General features: G+C 56.4%; 17 protein-coding genes and 2 pseudogenes. 10 read left to right on the forward strand and 9 right to left on the reverse strand.

Features of this window, described 5'->3' with window-relative positions:
- The first annotated feature begins 131 nt into the window (after positions 1–131).
- The 3 genes from GQR90_RS00290 (at position 132) to GQR90_RS00300 (ending at position 3264) form a co-directional block, all read left to right on the forward strand.
- On the forward strand, positions 132–1322 hold the full coding sequence (locus GQR90_RS00290; RefSeq protein ID WP_158772407.1) for an amino acid ABC transporter permease: 1191 nt from the start codon (positions 132–134) through the stop codon (positions 1320–1322).
- 10 nt (positions 1323–1332) lie between these two features.
- Positions 1333–2457, forward strand: a complete 1125-nt coding sequence (locus GQR90_RS00295) for an amino acid ABC transporter permease (protein WP_158772408.1) — start codon at positions 1333–1335, stop codon at positions 2455–2457.
- Positions 2458–2535: 78 nt separating this feature from the next.
- Positions 2536–3264, forward strand: coding sequence for an amino acid ABC transporter ATP-binding protein (locus GQR90_RS00300; RefSeq protein WP_158775194.1), 729 nt, complete (start codon positions 2536–2538; stop codon positions 3262–3264).
- Between the two features lie 190 nt (positions 3265–3454).
- Here GQR90_RS00300 and GQR90_RS00305 read toward each other — a convergent pair whose 3' ends face one another.
- Positions 3455–3991 carry a hypothetical protein gene (locus GQR90_RS00305; protein WP_158772409.1) on the reverse strand — a complete coding sequence of 179 codons (537 nt, stop codon included), beginning with the start codon at positions 3989–3991 and terminating at the stop codon, positions 3455–3457.
- 286 nt (positions 3992–4277) lie between these two features.
- Here GQR90_RS00305 and GQR90_RS00310 point away from each other — a divergent pair, with 286 nt between their 5' ends.
- Positions 4278–4706: a host attachment protein gene (locus tag GQR90_RS00310; protein WP_158772410.1), complete on the forward strand. Its 429-nt coding sequence runs from the start codon at positions 4278–4280 to the stop codon at positions 4704–4706.
- Between the two features lie 169 nt (positions 4707–4875).
- Here the strand turns inward: GQR90_RS00310 and GQR90_RS00315 are convergent, their stop codons facing one another.
- Positions 4876–5847: a LysR family transcriptional regulator gene (locus tag GQR90_RS00315; RefSeq protein WP_158772411.1), complete on the reverse strand. Its 972-nt coding sequence runs from the start codon at positions 5845–5847 to the stop codon at positions 4876–4878.
- 274 nt (positions 5848–6121) lie between these two features.
- Between GQR90_RS00315 and GQR90_RS00320 the strand changes: the two genes are divergently transcribed.
- On the forward strand, positions 6122–6898 hold the full coding sequence (locus GQR90_RS00320; protein WP_158772412.1) for a ferredoxin--NADP reductase: 777 nt from the start codon (positions 6122–6124) through the stop codon (positions 6896–6898).
- A gap of 159 nt (positions 6899–7057) precedes the next feature.
- On the opposite strand, the gene glnK is transcribed toward GQR90_RS00320, so the two are convergent.
- The 3 genes from glnK to GQR90_RS00335 form a co-directional block, all read right to left on the reverse strand.
- On the reverse strand, positions 7058–7396 hold the full coding sequence (gene glnK, locus GQR90_RS00325; protein WP_158772413.1) for a P-II family nitrogen regulator: 339 nt from the start codon (positions 7394–7396) through the stop codon (positions 7058–7060).
- A 148-nt stretch (positions 7397–7544) separates the two neighbouring features.
- Positions 7545–8792 (reverse strand): ammonium transporter, encoded by a 1248-nt coding sequence (locus tag GQR90_RS00330; protein WP_158772414.1) that lies wholly within the window; start codon positions 8790–8792, stop codon positions 7545–7547.
- 32 nt (positions 8793–8824) lie between these two features.
- The gene (locus GQR90_RS00335) at positions 8825–9163 is read right to left on the reverse strand and encodes a P-II family nitrogen regulator (RefSeq protein WP_158772415.1); all 339 of its coding nucleotides are present in this window, start codon (positions 9161–9163) and stop codon (positions 8825–8827) included.
- Between the two features lie 409 nt (positions 9164–9572).
- Here GQR90_RS00335 and GQR90_RS00340 point away from each other — a divergent pair, with 409 nt between their 5' ends.
- The gene (locus GQR90_RS00340) at positions 9573–9926 is read left to right on the forward strand and encodes an accessory factor UbiK family protein (RefSeq protein WP_158772416.1); all 354 of its coding nucleotides are present in this window, start codon (positions 9573–9575) and stop codon (positions 9924–9926) included.
- 94 nt (positions 9927–10020) lie between these two features.
- Here the strand turns inward: GQR90_RS00340 and GQR90_RS00345 are convergent, their stop codons facing one another.
- Complete coding sequence (locus tag GQR90_RS00345) at positions 10021–10299, reverse strand: CBU_0592 family membrane protein (protein ID WP_199269450.1); 279 nt, start codon at positions 10297–10299, stop codon at positions 10021–10023.
- A gap of 841 nt (positions 10300–11140) precedes the next feature.
- Between GQR90_RS00345 and GQR90_RS00350 the strand changes: the two are divergent.
- The 3 genes and pseudogenes from GQR90_RS00350 to GQR90_RS00360 all read left to right on the forward strand — a co-directional run.
- Positions 11141–11785, forward strand: a pseudogene (locus GQR90_RS00350) (magnesium chelatase domain-containing protein); the annotation flags it as partial.
- Positions 11786–11993: 208 nt separating this feature from the next.
- Positions 11994–12626, forward strand: a complete 633-nt coding sequence (locus GQR90_RS00355; RefSeq protein WP_158772418.1) for a DUF4760 domain-containing protein — start codon at positions 11994–11996, stop codon at positions 12624–12626.
- A 1405-nt stretch (positions 12627–14031) separates the two neighbouring features.
- Positions 14032–14598 carry a recombinase family protein gene (locus GQR90_RS00360; protein WP_088743563.1) on the forward strand — a complete coding sequence of 189 codons (567 nt, stop codon included), beginning with the start codon at positions 14032–14034 and terminating at the stop codon, positions 14596–14598.
- A gap of 227 nt (positions 14599–14825) precedes the next feature.
- Here the strand turns inward: GQR90_RS00360 and GQR90_RS00365 are convergent, their stop codons facing one another.
- Positions 14826–16436, reverse strand: coding sequence for a recombinase family protein (locus GQR90_RS00365; RefSeq protein ID WP_158772419.1), 1611 nt, complete (start codon positions 16434–16436; stop codon positions 14826–14828).
- A gap of 54 nt (positions 16437–16490) precedes the next feature.
- Between GQR90_RS00365 and GQR90_RS00370 the strand changes: the two are divergent.
- Positions 16491–17408 (forward strand): annotated as a pseudogene (locus GQR90_RS00370) (YifB family Mg chelatase-like AAA ATPase); the annotation flags it as partial.
- An 18-nt stretch (positions 17409–17426) separates the two neighbouring features.
- On the opposite strand, the gene GQR90_RS00375 reads toward GQR90_RS00370, so the two are convergent.
- Positions 17427–18494, reverse strand: coding sequence for an Lnb N-terminal periplasmic domain-containing protein (locus GQR90_RS00375; RefSeq protein ID WP_158772421.1), 1068 nt, complete (start codon positions 18492–18494; stop codon positions 17427–17429).
- Positions 18491–19636: a pyridoxal phosphate-dependent aminotransferase gene (locus tag GQR90_RS00380; RefSeq protein WP_158772422.1), complete on the reverse strand. Its 1146-nt coding sequence runs from the start codon at positions 19634–19636 to the stop codon at positions 18491–18493. Before GQR90_RS00380 ends, GQR90_RS00375 begins: the two co-directional genes overlap by 4 nt.
- Positions 19637–19705: the final 69 nt, after the last annotated feature.

Genomic DNA, 19705 nt, shown 5'->3' on the forward strand with positions numbered 1-19705 from the left:
TCATTGAAGCCCCGCCTGACTTACCCATCGTGACCGTTTGAACCATTCACCGAGTGCTGAGAGATAACTGATCTACCGCTCGACAGGGCAGTAGGCAGAAGTCACATAGCTTTCCGGCGGAGATTGCCTGTATGACACACCCTGCTTCTCACCCGCCAGCCAAGGTCAAACCGCCTTTCTGGCGTGACCCGGCCAAGCGAGCACTGATCTTTCAGCTGTTGATGTTGGGAGGCGTGTTCGGCGTGCTGGCATTGATCGTCAGCAATACCCTGACCAATCTTGAAAGTCGTGGTATCACCACTGGCTTTGCTTTCCTTGATAACACCGCAGGCTTTGGCATTCTGCAGAGCCTGATCGACTATTCCGAGCAGTCCACCTATGGCGATACCTTTATCGTCGGTCTGCTCAATACCCTGCTTGTCTCGGCCTTGGGCGTGATTACGGCGACCGTGATCGGTTTCGTCATGGGGGTCGCCCGTTTATCGCCCAACTGGCTCATCTCCAAGCTGGCGGCGGTCTATATCGAGATCTTCCGCAACATTCCGTTGCTACTGCAGATCTTCTTCTGGTACTTCGCGGTATTGCGGGCACTGCCAAGCCCGCGTGGCTCGCTGTCGCTGGGCGAGGCTATCTTCCTCAATGTGCGCGGGCTGTATGTGCCGGCGCCGATCGCGGGAGCAGGTTTCTCCGTCGTGTTGGCGGTGCTTGCGCTGGCTATCGTGACCAGCGGTGTCTTCATCTACTGGAATCGGCAGCGTCAGGCACAGACCGGGCAGCGCTTGCCCGCAGGTTGGATTTCGTTGGGGCTGATCATTGGCGCACCGCTGCTGGCCTACGTGGTCATGGGTATGCCGTTGACGTGGGAAATGCCAGAACTCAAGGGCTTCAACTTCCGCGGCGGCATTACCGTCGTGCCCGAGTTCCTGGCGCTTTGGGTGGCACTGTCGGTCTATACCGCTGCTTTCATCGCTGAAATCGTGCGCTCCGGCATCGAGGCGGTACCTCATGGTCAGACGGAGGTGTCGCGCGCGCTATCACTGAGCAATGGAATGACGTTGAGACTGGTGGTCATCCCACAGGCACTGCGCGTCATCATTCCGCCGCTGACCAGCCAGTATCTGAACCTGATCAAGAACTCGTCACTGGCGACGGCCATTGGTTATCCGGACCTGGTGTCGGTGTTTGCCGGCACTACGCTCAATCAGACCGGTCAGGCCATCGAAGTCATTGCCATGACGATGCTGGTATATCTGACCATCAGCTTGCTGGTCTCCATGTTCATGAACTGGTTCAACGCCCGCATGGCGTTGGTCGAGCGCTGAGGGTCTGCCCATGTCAATTGAAAAGCCCCTTTCACGGGTTACCGAAAAAATGATCGATGCACGCTCGGCACCCAGCGATAGCATCGGTGCGATTGCCTGGCTGCGTACCAATCTGTTTGCTGGGCCAATCAATACGCTGTTTACCCTGTTCGCGCTCTATCTCGTCTATTTGCTGATAGTGCCCAGCGTGCAATGGGCGCTGATCGATGCCAGCTGGAGTGGAACGACACGTGCCGATTGCACGGGTGAAGGCGCCTGCTGGGTCTTCATCAGTGCACGTCTTGATCAGTTCATCTATGGCTTTTATCCAGAAGAGCTGACCTGGCGAGTCGATATCGTCTTTGCCATCTTTGCGGTGTTGATGGCCTGGTTGGCAATTCCGAAAATGCCCGCCAAAGGACTGGTCGCCATCGCCACGTTGGCGGTGTTCCCCTTCATTGCCTTCTTCCTGCTACATGGTGGCAGCTTTGGGCTTGAGGTAGTGGGCACCCACGAGTGGGGTGGTTTGATGCTGACGCTGGTACTGGCGGTCGTCGGTATCGTGGGGGCATTGCCGTTGGGTATTCTTCTGGCAATGGGGCGTCGTTCCGATATGCCGATCGTGAAGAGCATCTGTGTGGTGTTCATCGAGTTCTGGCGTGGCGTACCGCTCATCACCGTGCTGTTCATGGCATCAGTGATGTTGCCGCTATTCGTGCCGGGAGAGGTCAATCTGGACAAGCTGGTGCGCGCACTGATCGGCATCACCCTGTTCCAGAGTGCCTATATGGCCGAGGTGGTGCGTGGTGGACTGCAGGCGATTCCCAAGGGCCAGAGTGAAGCCGGTATGGCACTGGGCATGGGCTATTGGCGCAACATGGGGTTGATCGTATTGCCTCAGGCGCTAAAGCTGATGATTCCCGGCATCGTGAATACCTTTATCGCGCTGTTCAAGGATACCTCGCTGGTACTGATCATCGGACTATTTGATCTGCTGGCCATCGTGCAGGCCGGTCTGGCTGACCCCAAGTGGCTGGGGTATTCCATCGAAGGTTATGCCTTCGTGGCGCTTATCTTCTGGGTCTTCTGTTTCAGCATGTCTCGCTACAGCCAGTATCTCGAGCACCTGCTGCATACCGGTCACAAGAAGCGCTGATCACGGCGCCAAGGAATTCTTATCATGACAACGACAACAACCGCATCTCGAGATAACACTACAGACCACGAGCGCCCGATGATCGAAATCAAGGGGCTCAACAAGTGGTACGGCGACTTCCACGTACTGCGTGATATCAACCTGAGCGTGCGCAAGGGTGAGCGTATCGTCATCTGTGGGCCGTCAGGCTCAGGCAAGTCGACGATGATTCGCTGCATCAATCATCTCGAGGAGCATCAGGAAGGTGACATCGTGGTCAATGGCATGCCACTGACCCAGGACATCAAGCAGATCGAGGCGATTCGTCGCAACGTCGGCATGGTGTTTCAGCACTTCAATCTGTTTCCGCACCTGACCGTGCTGGAGAACTGCTGCCTGGCACCGATATGGGTGCAGAAGCGTGCGCGCAAGGAGGCTGAGGCTGAAGCGATGCAGTACCTGGAGCGCGTGCGTATCGCGGACCAGGCACACAAGTTTCCAGGGCAGTTATCGGGTGGCCAGCAGCAGCGCGTAGCGATTGCGCGCTCACTGTGTCTAAGCCCGGAAGTGATGCTGTTCGATGAGCCGACCTCCGCACTGGATCCGGAGATGATCAAGGAAGTGCTGGATGTCATGGTCGAGCTCGCCAACGAGGGCATGACCATGCTGTGTGTGACCCACGAGATGGGCTTTGCCAAGACCGTGGCAGACCGGGTCATATTCATGGATCAAGGGCAGATCATTGAGGAGAACGCACCGGAGCCGTTCTTCAACAATCCTCAGTCGGAGCGCACCCAGTTGTTCCTCAGTCAGATATTGGGTCACTGATCTGAGCCAAGACGAGCAGAGCAGGAGGGGAAGGGCCAATCAGCCATACCTGCCATCAGCTGTGCTTGCGAGTCGTGCTGATTGAAAACCAAAAAGCCCCACGTGAATATCACGTGGGGCTTTTTGTGCTGAAGAGGCGGCCAGTAAGTGATGACTCACATACTGGCCGCCTCTTTTATAGCATGAGCCGTTAGAGACTGGGTTCGGTGCGGCTAGGCTGCTCGGCGACCGTGGTAGGCAGCTCGGCGTCATTTCCCATGCTTGGCTCCTGAGGCTTGGCCGGAGTTGCCGTATGCGGTGCGGTGGATGCCGGGGAAGACTGCGACTCCGCGGGCATCTCCTTGCCCTCACGCGGCCAGGTGACGCTGCGCGGCTGACCGACCCAGCTGTCATCGTTGTCATGGACGGCCGGACGCCGCGAGGTAGAGCGAGTGACCAGTGCTGCAGCATCCAGTGTCGGCGCGGCACCCCGTACGCTCATGAGGTGGTGAGGTGACATCAGCAACTCGAAGAGTAGGCGGGTGAGCACGAAGGCCAGCAGAAAGCCGCCGATACCCTGTGCCAGTACCGGCCACTGGGCCAGCAACGAGTTGTCGGGGCCTATCGGCGTGAGGTGCTGCAGGGTCCAGCCAGCAGCGCTAGCCAGCAGGCCTAGCTGAAGCATGAGGTGAGCAGTGACCAGCACGCGGCGTGGCAGCGGGCGGCGCATCAGCAGCAGATTACGCATCGGAAGTTCTCCGGAAGAGTGCAGCAGATAGAAAGATGGCTAAAAGCCGATGCAGAATGGTATCTCGGCGTGCGTTTATCGCTGAGATCTGCGGTTGCGGGGATGTTAGCACGCACTTCGCCAATGGCGTCATGTCCCGAAGACGCGACGCTCATGTCGGTGAGCAGTAAATATCACTCGGGGTTGAATGTGCGCTGTCTCGGCAGCATGTCTTGCTGTGAACATGAAAAATAAAGTAGTTACCTGCTTCATCACTAACGCCTCGCAAGAGATAGGGAGTGTGTAAATGGTTACTTACATCGTTGCTGCCGATGCCGCTCGCGCTCGGATTTTTGAACGAACCGCAGGCAAGATCATCGAGGTGGAAACCCTCGTCCATCCAGAGAGTCGCCAGCATACTGGTGACTTGAGAACCGGAGGCAAGGGCGAGTCGAGCGGTGGGCATGGCAGTCTCCACCAAACCGGCGACGACGGCGCTACCTCTGATAAACATCAAGCTTTCTTTGCCAAGGAAGTCGCCCAATATCTCAAGCAGACTGCCAATAGTGGCAAGTTTGATGAATTGATCATTGCAGCTGCCCCCGGCTTCCTCGGAGTACTACGCGACAAGCTGGACAAGCCAGTGACCAAGTTGGTGACGGAGACGCTCGACAAGGATCTTTCCCACGAGAGTGCAGACCAGATCAAGGCGCGCTTTTCCGGCCTTCGGCACTAGTATCATCGGGTACAAGAGAGAGTGTGCGCTTACCAATTGATACTGAAAGGTGAGTCCCACGCGTGAAGCGATGGGTTTGAGCATCCAGTGCAATATACACAAAATACCGTCGGAAATCGCCCGGCGGTATTTTGTGTGTAAGTGGTCACTCTCGACAGAGTGCATGTTTTCACGGCACCTTGGGTAGCACGATCTCGTCGCTGCGTGAGGCAGAGCCGCTCAGTGTTCGGCAGCTCGCGACAAACTCACGCATGGCTTGAGTAATGAAGCGGTCACGATGATGAACGAAACGATAGGCGCGAGTCAGCGCTAACCAAGGGGTGGGAAGCTCGATCAGGCTGCCGCGATGAAAAGCGTCACGCAGGGCAAGACGTGAGATGCATCCGATACCCAGCCCTGCTTCTACGGCGCGCTTGATGGCCTCGGTGTGCTCCAGCTCCATCATGATGTCGAGTCGCTGAGCAACACTGGTCGAGGGGCCAGCAAGGTGAGGGCGCAGAGCCTGCTCAAAGGTGCTGCGCGTGCCAGACCCTCGCTCTCGCATGATCCAGCGTGCGGCGAGTAACCGGTCCAGGGTGATGCCCTCTTGGGACAGTCCCTGCGTCAGTCCCTGTGCCAACGGATGCGAAGGTGCACAGAAGATGCTCAGTCTATCGCTGACCCAGTGCGCCTCCTCCAGTAGCGGATGTTCTACCTCTCCTTCTATCAGGCCGATATCGAGCTCGAAGTTCACTAGCTTGTCTATCAGCTGATGGGTGTTGTGTACGTGCAGCTCGACGCGACTTGCGGGGTGGTCAGTCAGAAAACTTCCGATGATCTGCGGTGCGAGATAGTTGCCGATGGTCAGTGTGGCGCCAATTTCCAGTGAGCCGGTCGCATCCTGTTGCCCGAGTAACTGTTCAAGTTCCTCTGCTTGATCCAGCAGCGCGATGGCCTTGGGGAGTAGCTCGCGGCCCAAGCCATTCAGACGTAGCCGCTTGCCGAGGCGATCGAACAGTCGGCAATTGAACTGGCGTTCCAGCTCAGCCAGTGATGTGCTGGCGGCTGACTGGGACATGGCGAGGCTTTCGGCGGCCAACGATACGTTGTCGTGGCGAGCTACGGCGACAAAGACGGCCAGCTGACGCAGGCTGTAGCGCATTTGGCCTCCTATGGCGCATGGATGCAGGGGGAGTGATGACGGGCGCAACGCGAAAAATCGTCACGACAGGATGTTTATTGCAGGCACAAGGTTGAAATAAGATTCATTCGCAACCAATATTGATAGAATAGATAACCTATATCCAGATAAACCATTTAACGCATAACCCGGAAATGACTACAATCGTCGCATAGTTCATTGGGTCATAAGCTGTTATTTGTTTATTCCAATAGAGAATATTGAATTTGAGGGGCAACGCCCCGGGAGGCATCAAGTGAGTAGCCTGACCACATCAGAAGTCATTGACGTCCATCATTGGAACGACTCGCTATTCAGCTTCCGCACACAGCGTGAAGATAGCCTGCGTTTCAAGAACGGCCAGTTTGTGATGATCGGTCTGGAAGTCGAAGGCAAGCCCTTGATGCGCGCTTACTCGATCGCCAGCCCGAATTACGAAGAGCATCTGGAGTTCTTCTCCATCAAGGTGCAGGACGGCCCGCTGACCTCTCGTCTGCAGCACCTCAAGCCGGGCGACCAGATCATGGTGTCTCGCAAGCCGACAGGCACGCTGGTGTTGGATGATCTGCTGCCGGGTGAGAACCTATACCTGTTCTCCACCGGCACGGGCCTTGCGCCCTTCCTGAGCGTCATTCAGGACCCGGAGACCTATGAGCGCTACAACAAGATCATTCTGATGCATGGTGTGCGCCACGTCTCTGAACTGGCTTATGCCGATGTGATCGCGCAAGAGCTGCCGAAGCACGAATATCTTGGCGAAGATATCGCGGAAAAACTGATCTACTACCCGACCGTGACGCGTGAGGAATTCCGCAATCAGGGGCGTATCACTGACCTGGTAGAAAGCGGCAAGCTGTTCGAGGACATCGGTCTACCGCCGTTGGATCCTAAGCGTGACCGCGCCATGATCTGCGGTAGCCCGGCAATGCTCGACGATATCAGTGCGATGCTGGATACCCGCGGCTTTGCCATCTCACCGAAGATGGGCGTGCCGGGTGATTATGTGATCGAACGTGCCTTTGTTGAAAAATGATGCTCTATGGATGATCGCCGAGATGTGAAGTTCTGGAAGTCATCTGAGCGATAGCGATAAAAAAACCGCAGGCCAATGGCCTGCGGTTTTTTCGTGCCTTGAAGCATCCACCGCGTCTTGAAGTCCCAGAGCACGGAAATGTGCTCTGGGAGCGTGGTATCAGACAGCGTCCTTGCCGGTTTCGCCGGTACGGATGCGGATGACCTGTTCCAGCGGTGACACGAAGATCTTGCCGTCGCCAATTTTGCCAGTATTGGCCACATTGGTGATGGCTTCGATGACTGTATCGATCATGGTGTCGTCTACCGCGACTTCGAGTTTTACCTTGGGAAGAAAGTCGACAACGTACTCGGCACCACGGTATAGCTCAGTGTGCCCTTTCTGACGGCCGAATCCCTTGACCTCGGTCACGGTGATACCCTGCACGCCGATCTCCGACAGGGACTCGCGCACGTCGTCGAGCTTGAATGGCTTGATGATGGCAGTGACCAGTTTCATCGTGTCTCTCCTTGGTGATGGTGCTGGTGACGACACCTGTTCGTCACGCCAGCCTATGGATCAAGCATACACCGCTTATCCGATCAGTAAAAAAGACTCCCGCCATATGGCGGGAGTCTTTTTGGTGCGCTCAAGTATCAATCCTGAGTTACTTGCGGCTGGAGGTGAATTCCGGATAGGCCTCCATGCCACATTCTGCCAGATCCACACCCTCGTATTCTTCTTCTGCGGTGACGCGCAGCCCCATGGTGATCTTGATGACCAGCCAGACCACCAAGCTTGCGATGAATACCCAACCGAAGATGGTAGCAGCGCCCAGCAGCTGTGCAGAGAAGGTGGCATCGGGATTGGTCAGCGGCACGGCCATCAGGCCCCACAGGCCAACGACTCCGTGTACGGAGATGGCACCGACCGGATCATCGATCTTCAGCTTGTCGAGACCGACGATGGCGAAGACGACCAGGATGCCGCCAATGGCACCGATCAGGGTGGCTGCACCAATGCTCGGTGTCAGCGGGCCAGCGGTGATGGCGACGAGGCCAGCCAGCGCACCATTGAGGGCCATGGTCAGATCCGCCTTGCGGAACCACAGGCGAGCGAGCACCAGGGCGGCGATAACACCACCACAGGCAGCAGCATTGGTGTTGACGAAGACCTGGGCCACCGCGTTGGCCTCATCGATATTGGACAGTACCAGCTCGGAGCCGCCATTGAAGCCCAACCATCCCAGCCACAGAATGAAGGTACCCAGTGTCGCCAGTGGCAGATTGGAGCCCGGAATGGCATTGATCTCGCCATTCTTGCCGTACTTGCCTTGACGTGCGCCTAGCAGCAGGACGCCAGCCAGTGCAGCAGAGGCACCTGCAAGGTGCACGATGCCGGAACCTGCAAAGTCGCTGAAACCAGCCTCGCTCAGGAAACCACCGCCCCATGTCCAGTAGCCCTGCACCGGGTAGATGAATCCGGTCATGACCACGGCGAACAACAGGAAGGCCCACAGCTTCATGCGCTCAGCAACGGCACCGGAGACGATGGACATGGCGGTCGCCACGAACACGACCTGGAAGAAGAAGTCGGAGCGGGCGCTGTAGTAAATGTCGCCACCGGAAGCGAGGGCCTCCTCGGCAGTATTCTCGGCGCCGATCAAGAAGCCCAGATTCGGCAAGAAACCGCCTTCAGGGCTCGAGTACATGATGTGATAGCCAACGACCATGTACATGGTGCAGGCGATGGCAAACAGTGCCACGTTCTTGGTCAGAATTTCCGTGGTGTTCTTGGCGCGTACCAAGCCAGCTTCCAGCATGGCGAAGCCGGCAGCCATCCATAGCACCAGTGCGCCACAGACCAGGAAGTAGAAGGTATCAAGTGCGTACTTGACCTCGATGATCTCGTTCATGCGGGATTCTCCTTTATTATTGTGCGCGGGGGTCAGACAGCGTCGGCGCCGCGTTCACCGGTACGGATACGAATGACATCATCCAGCGCAGTCACGAACAGCTTGCCGTCGCCAATCTTGCCGCTGTTGGCCGCCTGGGTAATGGCGTCCAACACCTTCTCTGCATCGCTGTCATCGACTGCCACTTCAATCTTGACCTTGGGGAGGAAGTCGACGACGTATTCAGCGCCGCGATAGAGCTCGGTATGCCCTTTTTGCCGACCGAAGCCCTTCACCTCGGTGACGGTAATGCCTTGTACGCCGTTATCTGCCAGCGCTTCACGCACGTCGTCCAACTTGAAGGGTTTGATGATGGCGGTGATCAGTTTCATGTGCTGCCCCCGTTCGCTACCTAAATGATCTGTCTGAAGAACCTGCTCTTGCCAAGTGCATCGCAGGAGACGTGCCATCTGATGAAAAGGCCTTTTAACTCATTCAGTTGCATCTAAAGCGTCTCGCACTACTCAGCCAATGAAAAAAGGGTTGAATAGGCATGTCATTCAGTGCGCACTGTTTTGGTGCTTTTATTGCGCCTTTCGATGTAGGGGGTAGCGCTAATATGGTGCAAGGCGATCTCGCAGGAGGGTTGAGGAAAGGTTCTTTGTCACGAACATGCGACTTGCGAGCGGGTTGCGTATCCTTGTAGCAAGAGCCGGCGCCTCCATATCTGAAGGAGTGCCTTTTTTATCGCGTCGACCCTGGCGGCATCGGGCGATCGACACGCAACGTCTGAGGTGAAGCATGTTCAAGAATGACGTCATCGGTCGGATGGCCCAGCAAATTGGTGAGCGCTTGCAGGATGCCTCTCATGGTCCGGAGGAGCTGCAGAAGTCTGTGCAGGGCGTGATGCGTAGTGCTTTTGATCGTATGGAGCTGGTGTCGCGAGAAGACTTCGACATCATGATGGATGTCCTGACACGTACCCGTAGTCGGGTTGAGTCGCTGGAAAAGCAGGTCATTGCGTTAGAAGCCCTGCTGGAAAAGCAGGGGTTGGTAGCCACCGATAGCACCGCAGATGAAGATAGTCAGTTGTCTGTTGCGGATGATGAAAGTGCTAGCTACGCTGCGGATGTCGAGCGCCAGCGCGACGCCTGATAGCTTGGGTACGTCACGAGACGTTCAGCATGAAAAAAGCCGCCACACCTCAAGGTGTGGCGGCTTTTTTCATATCCATGGATGGCCTCTTCCGCTAGGCAATTTGCGGACGCGCACTCAGCCTCCAGCGCACTAGCCCCACTATCGAAGCCACAATCCAGAAAATCTCGATCACAAAGCTCGCCAGATTGAAGTTGATGCACAGACTGAGCAGCAGCAGGACTGCACCGCTCAGGTTCATCAGATTATAGGTCAGGCTGCGGGAATCGAGTTTTCCTATCTGCAACATGAAGAAGGCACCGACTACCAAGGTGGTGCCCAGCATGCCAATGACATCAGCAAAGGATGCCAGCGGGGCAAGCATGTCTTGCATGGGTATTACTCCTGAAACAAGCCGAAGTTGTCCTGAATGGCTGGCCCTTTCCGTGGGTTGGACGTTTCTCTGCCACTCTTGAGTGGCATTCCATGAGACAGCTTGGCGGCTTACCTGACCATACGGTCAGATCAGCCGGTCAAATATACCAGTAGATACCGTGGCAGGCACTGTCGTGGTGCATTTTTCCTTCGCAACTCACCGAATTTTCTCGATATGGCAAATAATGCGTTCGAGCGTCGCACGGTAGAGAGAAAAGTTGCATGGGAAGGAAAGCCTCATTTTTCACTATCTGGTCGCTAGCAGTACTGATGTCATCGCATGCGCTGGGCCAGTGGGCGTAGGGCTCTTCGGTGGGGAAAGCCTATTTTGGTCTTTCGTTGATTTTTGGTTTTTGCTATCCGATTGATGTGCTGATTGCGAATTCAGCATGTGCATCGATATGACAGGCTGTTATCGGGATGAGTTGACGGCTATTTAAGCACTGGAAACGATGATGATTTACCCTTTATGTAATGTTATCCCTGTGAGGATTATTCATTACGTATCGAGTAACTGCAATATTTACAGTCGTAAGATGATTTACGTTAACGATGAGCGATACAGAGTGATGCACATGAGAAAGTCGCCTGCTTGGCATGCTTGGCGCTGGTGAAAGCAGGCCTTGGGTGTGTGTCATGCACTGAGTTGGCTAGCGTTGAGTCAACAGGATTCCTATCAGCATGAGCTTTGCCATGCTTGTGAGGCTGGGTGATGCAAGTGTCCCGGTATCTCGGAGGGCTCATGCCCTGCTTCGCTCTCGCCGCGCAACGTTGCGACGGCATCACGCAAGGGAAGGCTCATGTCATTGGCCATGCTACGCACGCGAGCATCGCTCGGTCTCGAGGCGCCAGAGGTGCAGGTTGAGGTGCACCTCTCGAATGGATTGCCGGGGCTGACGATAGTCGGGCTACCGGAGACCGCAGTGAAAGAAAGTCGTGAGCGAGTTCGCAGTGCGCTGCTCAATGCGGGGTTCGAGTTTCCAGCACGGCGCATCACTCTCAATCTAGCACCAGCTGACCTACCCAAGGAGGGCGGCCGTTTTGATCTGCCGATCGCGCTCGGCATTCTGGTGGCGTCCGGGCAGATACCTGAAGAAGCGGTGGCACAGCTTGAATGCCTTGGTGAGTTGGCATTGGATGGCAGTATTCGCCCCGTGACGGGCGTGCTACCCGCAGCGCTATGCTGTCGCAGAGCGGGTCGCGCGCTGGTGGTGCCAAAGGCCAATGCGGACGAAGCGGCGCTGGCAGACAAACTCGAAGTGCTGGCAGTAGGGCACTTGCTGGAGCTGGTGGCGCACTTGCTCGGACGTGAGCGCATCACGCCGCATGTGTGTGCGGTGACCCCTCAGGCGCGATTGCCGGAGCCGGACCTCAGCGAGGTACGTGGCCAGCATCAGGCACGGCGTGCGTTGGAAATTGCTGCGGCTGGCGGCCACAACCTGCTAGCGTTATGTGTCTGGAGACCTACATGAGAAGCGTTTTGAATCAACAAGTTGTAAGCATTGCTAAAAAAGTTGGTATATATGGTTAGACCTGAGGCTGCCGAGTGAAGTAGGATGATCCTTAGTTGTGGAAAAGTAAGACGTGAGCTACATTTACTTAAGAATACCTAATAGGAGTCACGTATGTTTATCATTATCGAAGAACGCAAAGGTGTCTGAAGTACAATTTCAAGAGTTGCTGGCTCTTATACAGCACGAAACCTTAATGGATTTCGTATCTAAGTTTGGGCCGTTGGCAGTGGTTGTGTCTGCGGCCCTTGCTTTCTGGGGAGTTTGGATAATGCTCAGGGGGCAGAGGAGGATGGCTAGGAAAAGAGCCACCCTCGATGTGCTCTATAGGCTTGAGAGTGATCCAGCCTTCCTGAAGTGTGCAGCTGCTTACCGTGATGCCAAGAAGGGAAGGAACCTAGCTTGCTTGCTAGATAAAGTTAGTGACAGATCTAACCGTGACATTGAAGAAGAATTCATGGTGGACACGTATCTGAATCATATGGAGTTACTGTGTGTCGCTATGTCTGAAGATATAATCGATGAGTTGTTTGTATTCCAGTATATGCGTGGAAGTATTATTCATGACTGGCATGCTTCCAAGGATTATATAATTAAGTGTAGGCAGATGCATAATAATCCGCGCTTGCACCAGAAGCTGGAAATATTTGCTACATATTGGGGTGGCGAGCTAGGCAGTTCATATCGGCCAGATAGTCCTAGTTTTGTGACTCGCAGCGATCATGCAACTAAATACATGAACAGTAATACTGGAAGTGCTCATACTCAAGATTAAGCAGTAGGGGCTGTGCGCCTCTCTGAGCTTCAGTATGCCGTGACTGGTGTGATTGGGCAGGTAAGGATGATCAACTCTCATGGCTCCACACAGCGCCATAACAGTGGCTGTCGATTCGTGCCCATTCATGGAGAAGAGCGCTACGCCTCTCCCGCTGTGCCCCTCTGTGAGCCTCCCTGTGTGCCCCTCTGTGAGCTAGCTATGGACGATACCATCCCTATGCATACCCACTCCTGAGCCAACGCTGAGACCGCCTATGAGACCACCTCTGAGACGCCCGTGAGACGTGAGCTAGCGATTAGTGCCCATTCATGGGGGAAACAGAAAGCCCCCCCTGTTTGCCTATCTATAGGTACAGCTATGAGCCCCTCTACTAGTCCCTCTGTTAGTTCACCTCTTAGCTGTCTCTTAGTGCCTCTGTGGGATGTATCACCCTCCATGTATATACCTCTCATGAGCCTCCCTCAGTGAGTCCAACAGTGAGCGCTTCGCTTGGCTGACACTCGGCCCAGAGAGAAAGGCTCCATCGAGGGAAGGTGGTATTGGGTGATCCCACCACTCACCGGCAACGCACCGACAGCACAGCGACAGCCAACAGCCTCGGCTCAAGACGGCCTTGAAGGCTCACCACTCGCGCTCTCTCGCTCAATCGGCAAGGCGAAGGCCCAGGATCTCTCATGGATTTCACACAGCGACGCCTCTTAGCCCCAGATGGCGGGCATCACAGCGCAGCAGCTCGGAGAAACTGATGGTCTTCCGCCCTTTTATCAGCGCAGCAGCACCAGCAGAACAACACATCGAACATCTCTAGGTCGGATGCTTACGGACTCACTCACCGTTGGCACCGGCCTATTTTTTGGCGCACATCTCTGAGCCGATATCTATGGGGGTGAACGCACACAGCTTCCCCGTTAGCCCCGCCTTCGTTCGTCGTTAGCCACCCACCCATGGCCTGACACTGTGCTTGTTCATCGCCAGCCTTGAGCTGCTTCCCTCACTGCCAACTATGCAAATATGCACAGTAGCCACCAGCCAGCCTCGTTGCTCCCCTCGCTACCGAATATGGGATTTCCCACATTTCCTACTAGCCAGCCTCATTGCTGCTCCTCTTGCTAACTTAGGATTTTCTAAGTTTCCAGCCAGCCAGCCTCGTTGCTCCTCTCCTAAAAGAACAAAAGACTTCGATTAGCCACTAGCCAGCCAAGCCGAGAGCCTCGCTACTCCTCGCCGTGTTCCCTCTGTCCGTCGCGTCCGCCAGCCCTGCCGCCAGCATAGATCAAAAGGTACACCCTGAGAGCTACACTGGGGAGTTACCATCATCATGGATCAATAGTGTTTGACATGCCAATGAGCCACCCATAGTATTGAGCCATAGATTGTGATCCACCAAGGAAGGTAACCAACCATGGCAGCAACCATCGCCTACCTGCGCGTTAGCACTGACGACCAGACCACAGCCACACAGCGAGCCTCCATCGAGGAGAAGTACAAGATCGATACGTGGTTCACCGATGAGGCAACCTCGGGAGCGATCAAGGCAGAGCAACGTGAAGGGCTGAGCAAGCTCCTCCAGTACGTGCGCAAGGGTGACACCGTCGTGGTCTATGCGATTGATCGCCTTGGCCGTAACACCATCGATGTGCTGGAGACAGTCGAAGCGCTGGCCGCGAAGGAAGTCGCTGTGATCTCGACTCGTGAAGGCTTCGATCTATCAACGCCCATGGGAAAGATGATGCTGACAATGCTCGCCGGTATGGCTGAGCTGGAGAGGAGCAACATCAAGGCGAGGCAGATGGCAGGGATCGAACGTGCGAGGACTGAGGGTCGAGCGCTGGGCAGAGAGAAGACCATCGATGACGCTCAGGTGGCTCAGTGGCGTAGCGAGAACAGCGCAAGCATCAAGGCCACAGCAGAGCACTTCGACATCTCAACGGCATCAGTGAAGCGTGCCTGTAGGACAGCGAAGGGCTGAGCAGTAGGGCAGCTGTAGAACGGCAGTAGTAGGGCTATCCGCTTAACATCCTGGCCATCCTTGTGACGACTCGCAGGGATGGCTTTTTGCATCAGGGAACAGCAGTGGGTAGATGTATTTTTGTGATAACACATCCCAGAGACAGCGCCTATAGATATACATGCCCCTCAGTGGATTACACAGGCTTTGTGAGGGGCTGTACGTACGTCGATGAGTGTATGTTCATCTTAGGCTATGTGGCTCTCATGTGACTTCTGTGAGGCTTCTCTAGGGTCTACCCATTTTTCATCAAGGAAGGTGTAAGCGATCAGGGTTTCCTCACCGCCTTGCTGCCAGTGAAACTCCAGTAGCCCTGAAGTGAAGTTGACGACCACCTTGGAGAAGCACCCACGCATGAGCGTGTTGATCTGCGCCTTGTCCTCCCAGTTCTCCTGCACTGCTGCTACTAGCTTCTGTGCTCGTCTCTGAGCCACGTCATTGTTGAAGCTGATCCTTTGTTGCCCCATCTGATCGATCTCTTCCTTGAGGGCTTCCTGTTGCTCCTGTAGGGCAGTGAGACGCTCACCGATGGCGGGGTACTTGCTTGGATCAAGACCATTCTCGATAGAGGTTACGATGTTGTGAATCAGTCCCTCGACACCTTCGAGCTGCCCAGTGAGGTCATCGAAGCGCTTATCGAAGTCGTCATCACCAACAGGACACTGAGCAGCGATATAGGAGATGTTGTCTTGGATGAGAGGCTCGACCATGTCCACTCTCACAGCGTTGTAGACGCAGCCAGCTCCTTGCTTGGCTCGGTGGCAGACGAGGTAGACCCATCCCTTGGCCTTGTTCTTAGTGACCCTGATCATCCTGCTATCACATAGAGGGCAGACAGCTATGCCACCAACGATGTTCTGTACTGGTGACGATGAATGTCGTCCTCTCCTCGGGGAAGCACTGGCCTTGAGCATCTGGACAGCCTCGAAGGTCTCCCTATCGATCACCGCTGGGTAGTAGCCCTCGATTGGCTCACAGGCTTCCCTGTGTTCCTTCCTGTCGGCACGGCTGGTGAAGGGAGTGAGTGTTCCGTAGGTGGCAGTGTTGGTGAGGATCTTACTCACGTAGCTGGTATGCCACAGCTTCCCTCTACCGAAGATCGGAGCGCCTTCCCTGTTGAGCCTCGCAGCGATGGACTGCTTGCCGGTGCCTTCCAGTGTCCACTTGAAGATGTTCCTGACCACCTCGCCACGCTCAGGGATGATGTCGAAGCTCACACCGTCATCGGATGGCTTGAGCCACTGAGGAGCGCGAGAGGTGAGGCGTACAGGCTTGCCCTCAGCGATCATCTTCCTCTTGCTCTCCCACACAGAGCGAAGCCGCTTGGCCTTGGTGGCTGACTCCTCGTTGGCTCTCTGGAAGGTGAGCACAGCCATCATGAAGGTCATTGGGTCTTGCTCTAGGGTCTCGGCGCTGTAGACCCTCCCATCGAACAAGGTCACGACGTTGATACCCATCTCGCAGATGCTGCTCAGGACGCTGGCGGCTCTGTGGGCTGACTGTCGGGAGATCCTGTCGAGTGACTCCACTAGCAGGTAGGAGCCTTCAGCGATGATCTCGTCCTCCACAGCACGGAGGAAGATCCCTAGTGAGCCTGTCTGTCTGTTCTTGCCTTGGTAAGCGGAGATACCTAGATCGTGGAAGCTGTGATCGTCCAATGTGAGGCCGAGCTTCTGGGCGAAGTCTTTGGCTAGCTTGGTCTGTCTTCGGAAGCTGTCACCCTTCATCTGCTCTGGTGTGGAGAAGCGAAGGTAGCTGTAAGCCTTGATGGCTGGGGCTTTGGGCTGCTCGGTGGTCATGACTTAGCTCTGTTACTGCGTGTGTTGATGGTGGCAGCCTACATTGTAGGTCTTCAAGGCCACAACCTGCTTTTTGCAGGTCCACCGGGTACTGGCAAGACGATGCTGGCCAGTCGACTGTCGGGCATTTTGCCGCCGTTGGGTGAGAACGAGGCACTGGAGGTGGCGGCCGTGCGTTCGGTATGTGGTCTACCGATCATGGAGCGCTGGGGTCAGCGGCCTTTCCGCGCGCCGCATCACACTGCCAGTGGGGTGGCGCTAGTCGGTGGTGGCTCCAAGCCACGTCCGGGAGAAGTGTCATTGGCTCATCACGGCGTGTTGTTTCTGGATGAACTGGCGGAGTTTGATCGTGGAGTGCTGGAGGTAATGAGGGAGCCGCTTGAAAGCGGTCGAATCTTGATTTCTCGTGCCAGCCATCAACGTCGCTTTCCCGCACGTTTTCAGCTGGTCGCGGCCATGAATCCCTGTCCCTGTGGTTACCTGGGGGACAGCCGTCGTAACTGCAGCTGCACGCCGGGCCAGATTCAGCGCTATCAGGCGCGGTTGTCTGGCCCGCTGTTGGACCGCATCGATCTGCAGGTCGAGGTGCCGGGGCTACCCGCCGAAGAGTTGACGTCCGCGACACCCGGCGAAGGCTCTGAAGTGGTGCGCGCTCGAGTTCTGGCGGCGCGTGCGCGGCAGCTGGCACGGGGTGGCCTCAATGCACATCTAAGTACGCCAGACCTGGAGGCTGCCTGTCAGCTCGATGATGCTGAACGGCAATGGCTGGCCGGCGTACTGTCGCGCCTGAATCTCTCTGCGCGCGCCTATCATCGTGTACTACGTGTCGCGCTGACGTTGAGTGATCTGATTGCACAGGAGGGAGTGCAGCGAGCCCAACTGATGGAAGCTATCGGCTATCGTCAGCTGGACCGCATGATGGGGCGTGATCCTGCGCGTCCCGGGACTGGGCCAGAGCGACGCTCTGCGTGACACGAGCAGGGTTCGCGTCTAGAAAGATGGTCGATCGGCGCCGGGAATGCCTTCGCGAATCAAGCGTGAGAAGTCGCCAGCGGACTGTTGGTCTGCTGCCAGTGCTGCGGGATTGATCAAGCTTCTGGCCTTCAGTGCATCAAAGGGTACGACATCACTGAGGGCATCCTGATCTGCGACATATTCGGGGAGATAGCCGGAGAGCAGCAGGCGATAGTCCAGTGGCAGGCCGTCTGTGAGGCGGGTCATCATCGCGTAGACCAGTGTGGTGCAGTTGCTGAAAGCGGTGTTGTAGAAATGAGGTCGAGAGTGCAATGCCTCGGACTCATCCACATATGCCAGCAGCAGTTCGCGAATCATGGCCTGTGGCATCTGTACCCGGTACAGATGTACCTCCTCGCCGCGTACATTGCTGCGCACTCGCACGATGTCGCTTTCTTCTGCGGCAATCACCGCCAGCTCATACTGCTTGAACATGCCGCCCAGCGTTGAGAACTGTTCGTCACGCTCCTTGCGGATTTCCACCGAGAAGGTCAGGTAGCGTCCGTCGGAAAACCCGAAACTGACCAGCGTGTGAGCAATCTGCGGGCCCATCCAATGACTGGTGAGCAGATCGACCGATCTCAGCTCGTCCAGTGGATATTCGCGTGACTCCCAATGTGGTGTGAAGTCCTGTGCCGTGTGCCATTCGAAGTTGCGTACCCGATCAAGATGCAGAATGTCGCCCTGTGTCTTGTTGATGCCACTTGTATTGATGCCGCCCTTGATCACATGCCCCTCGACCAGGTGCTCGACCTCAGGTGCCCAATCGCGATCGGCTTGCGGGGTGATGCTGTGCCACCACGCGACGCTGGCGACCAGTAGCATCAGATAGCCACCTGCCAGTCGCCAGCGTATTGCACTGGCTGACGGCCACCACAGTGCGACGACACAAAGTAGGGCCAATACGGCCACGAGCCCCGAGATGCTTATACGTAGCGCCTCCGGTCCCGGTAATCGAAACCACAGCGCAGGGACTAGCCAGACAGCAGCCCCTAGCATGGTCAGGCTGAGTGCCGCACGAGCGATGCCGCTGGTCAAGCTCATGGGGTGGGGAGTTCCTGAACGGCACGTTCGAGCTGTGCCAGTCGGCCCGGTACCAAACTGTCCTCAAGCGTCGAGATGCGCAGTATGTGGCCGAGAGCTGGATGCGGCGGACGGTTGATCAATACGCCCTCAGCCAGCAGCTGTTGCTGAACCTGCGCGGCCAGCTCGGCATTCTTGAGACGCACGCAAATGAAGTTGGTTGCGCTCGAGAGGACTTCTGCGTCAAGTGAGCGCAGATGCGCGGCCAGTTGTTCACGCACCTTGATGACATTCGCGACATGAGCCGCCGCTTCTTCGGGATGCGTCATCAGTAGTTCGCCCGCCGCTAGCGCTGGCGCACTGACCGCGTAGTGAATCCGCATCTTGAGCAGGATGGTGATATCGGCGGGCTCTGCGATCATGAAGCCGAGTCGCAAGCCTGCGAGCCCGTAGGCCTTGGAAAATGTGCGCAGGCGGAAGGTTGCAGCCATTGGCGTGCTATCGGCTGTGGCAGCATCGTCTCGGAAGTCATGATAGGCCTCGTCCAGCAATAGGCTGCAGTGCTCTGGTAGTGCATCGCGCAGGGCGCAAACCGCCGCATCCGAGTGCAGGTGGCCGCTGGGGTTGTCCGGGTTGGCCAGATACACGATGCGTGCATCGTGTTCATGAGCGGCTGCGGCCAACGCCGCAAGATCGGGTGCCAGTTGTCCGTCATGGGACGCATCTGCAAAGGTTTCCGAGTAAGGCACCTCGATCACCTCGGCACCTTGGGCGCGGGCGAAGTAGGCGAGAGTCGGATAGGTACCTGCACTGGTCACGACCCGCTCTCCCGCCGTCACGGTGGCGCGTATTATCAGCGCCAGTAGACTGTCGGCACCGGCATCCACCAGCAGGCTCTCGAAAGGCACCTTCAGGCGTTCGGCCAGTTGTTGACGCAGCTGCCATGCGTCAGCATCGGCGTAGCTACGGCTGAGGTCTGCCAGCGCACTGCCAAGGGCCCCGCCTAACTCACGGTGTGGCATGTCGAGGCCTTCGTTGGACCCATACTGATAAGGCAAGGCATGGCCCAACCTGCGCTCCAGCGCCTTGATGCCGGGGAACGGGTTATGCGGTCCGTCCTGATAGAGGTGGGCAAGAAAGCGGCGGGGACGGGCGGTGGTCATGGGGGCTCCGAAAAATGAGGGCAGTGGCGATGGCAATGAAGCAGATGCGAGACGGCGCAGGAAGTGATG

Origin of the sequence: Cobetia sp. L2A1 (assembly GCF_009796845.1) — a bacterium.
Classification (GTDB): Bacteria; Pseudomonadota; Gammaproteobacteria; order Pseudomonadales; family Halomonadaceae; genus Cobetia.

Excerpts from the sequence above, each read along its gene's own strand:
- GQR90_RS00340 (WP_158772416.1), top strand. The coding sequence starts at position 9,573 with ATGTTCAAGAATGACGTCATCGGTCGGATGGCCCAGCAAATTGGTGAG.
- GQR90_RS00295 (WP_158772408.1), top strand. The coding sequence starts at position 1,333 with ATGTCAATTGAAAAGCCCCTTTCACGGGTTACCGAAAAAATGATCGAT.
- GQR90_RS00360 (WP_088743563.1), top strand. The coding sequence starts at position 14,032 with ATGGCAGCAACCATCGCCTACCTGCGCGTTAGCACTGACGACCAGACC.
- GQR90_RS00305 (WP_158772409.1), bottom strand. The coding sequence starts at position 3,991 with ATGCGTAATCTGCTGCTGATGCGCCGCCCGCTGCCACGCCGCGTGCTG.
- GQR90_RS00375 (WP_158772421.1), bottom strand. The coding sequence starts at position 18,494 with ATGAGCTTGACCAGCGGCATCGCTCGTGCGGCACTCAGCCTGACCATG.
- glnK (WP_158772413.1), bottom strand. The coding sequence starts at position 7,396 with ATGAAACTGGTCACTGCCATCATCAAGCCATTCAAGCTCGACGACGTG.
- GQR90_RS00335 (WP_158772415.1), bottom strand. The coding sequence starts at position 9,163 with ATGAAACTGATCACCGCCATCATCAAACCCTTCAAGTTGGACGACGTG.
- GQR90_RS00380 (WP_158772422.1), bottom strand. The coding sequence starts at position 19,636 with ATGACCACCGCCCGTCCCCGCCGCTTTCTTGCCCACCTCTATCAGGAC.
- GQR90_RS00315 (WP_158772411.1), bottom strand. The coding sequence starts at position 5,847 with ATGCGCTACAGCCTGCGTCAGCTGGCCGTCTTTGTCGCCGTAGCTCGC.
- GQR90_RS00365 (WP_158772419.1), bottom strand. The coding sequence starts at position 16,436 with ATGACCACCGAGCAGCCCAAAGCCCCAGCCATCAAGGCTTACAGCTAC.
- GQR90_RS00330 (WP_158772414.1), bottom strand. The coding sequence starts at position 8,792 with ATGAACGAGATCATCGAGGTCAAGTACGCACTTGATACCTTCTACTTC.
- GQR90_RS00300 (WP_158775194.1), top strand. The coding sequence starts at position 2,536 with ATGATCGAAATCAAGGGGCTCAACAAGTGGTACGGCGACTTCCACGTA.
- GQR90_RS00310 (WP_158772410.1), top strand. The coding sequence starts at position 4,278 with ATGGTTACTTACATCGTTGCTGCCGATGCCGCTCGCGCTCGGATTTTT.
- GQR90_RS00345 (WP_199269450.1), bottom strand. The coding sequence starts at position 10,299 with ATGCAAGACATGCTTGCCCCGCTGGCATCCTTTGCTGATGTCATTGGC.
- GQR90_RS00290 (WP_158772407.1), top strand. The coding sequence starts at position 132 with ATGACACACCCTGCTTCTCACCCGCCAGCCAAGGTCAAACCGCCTTTC.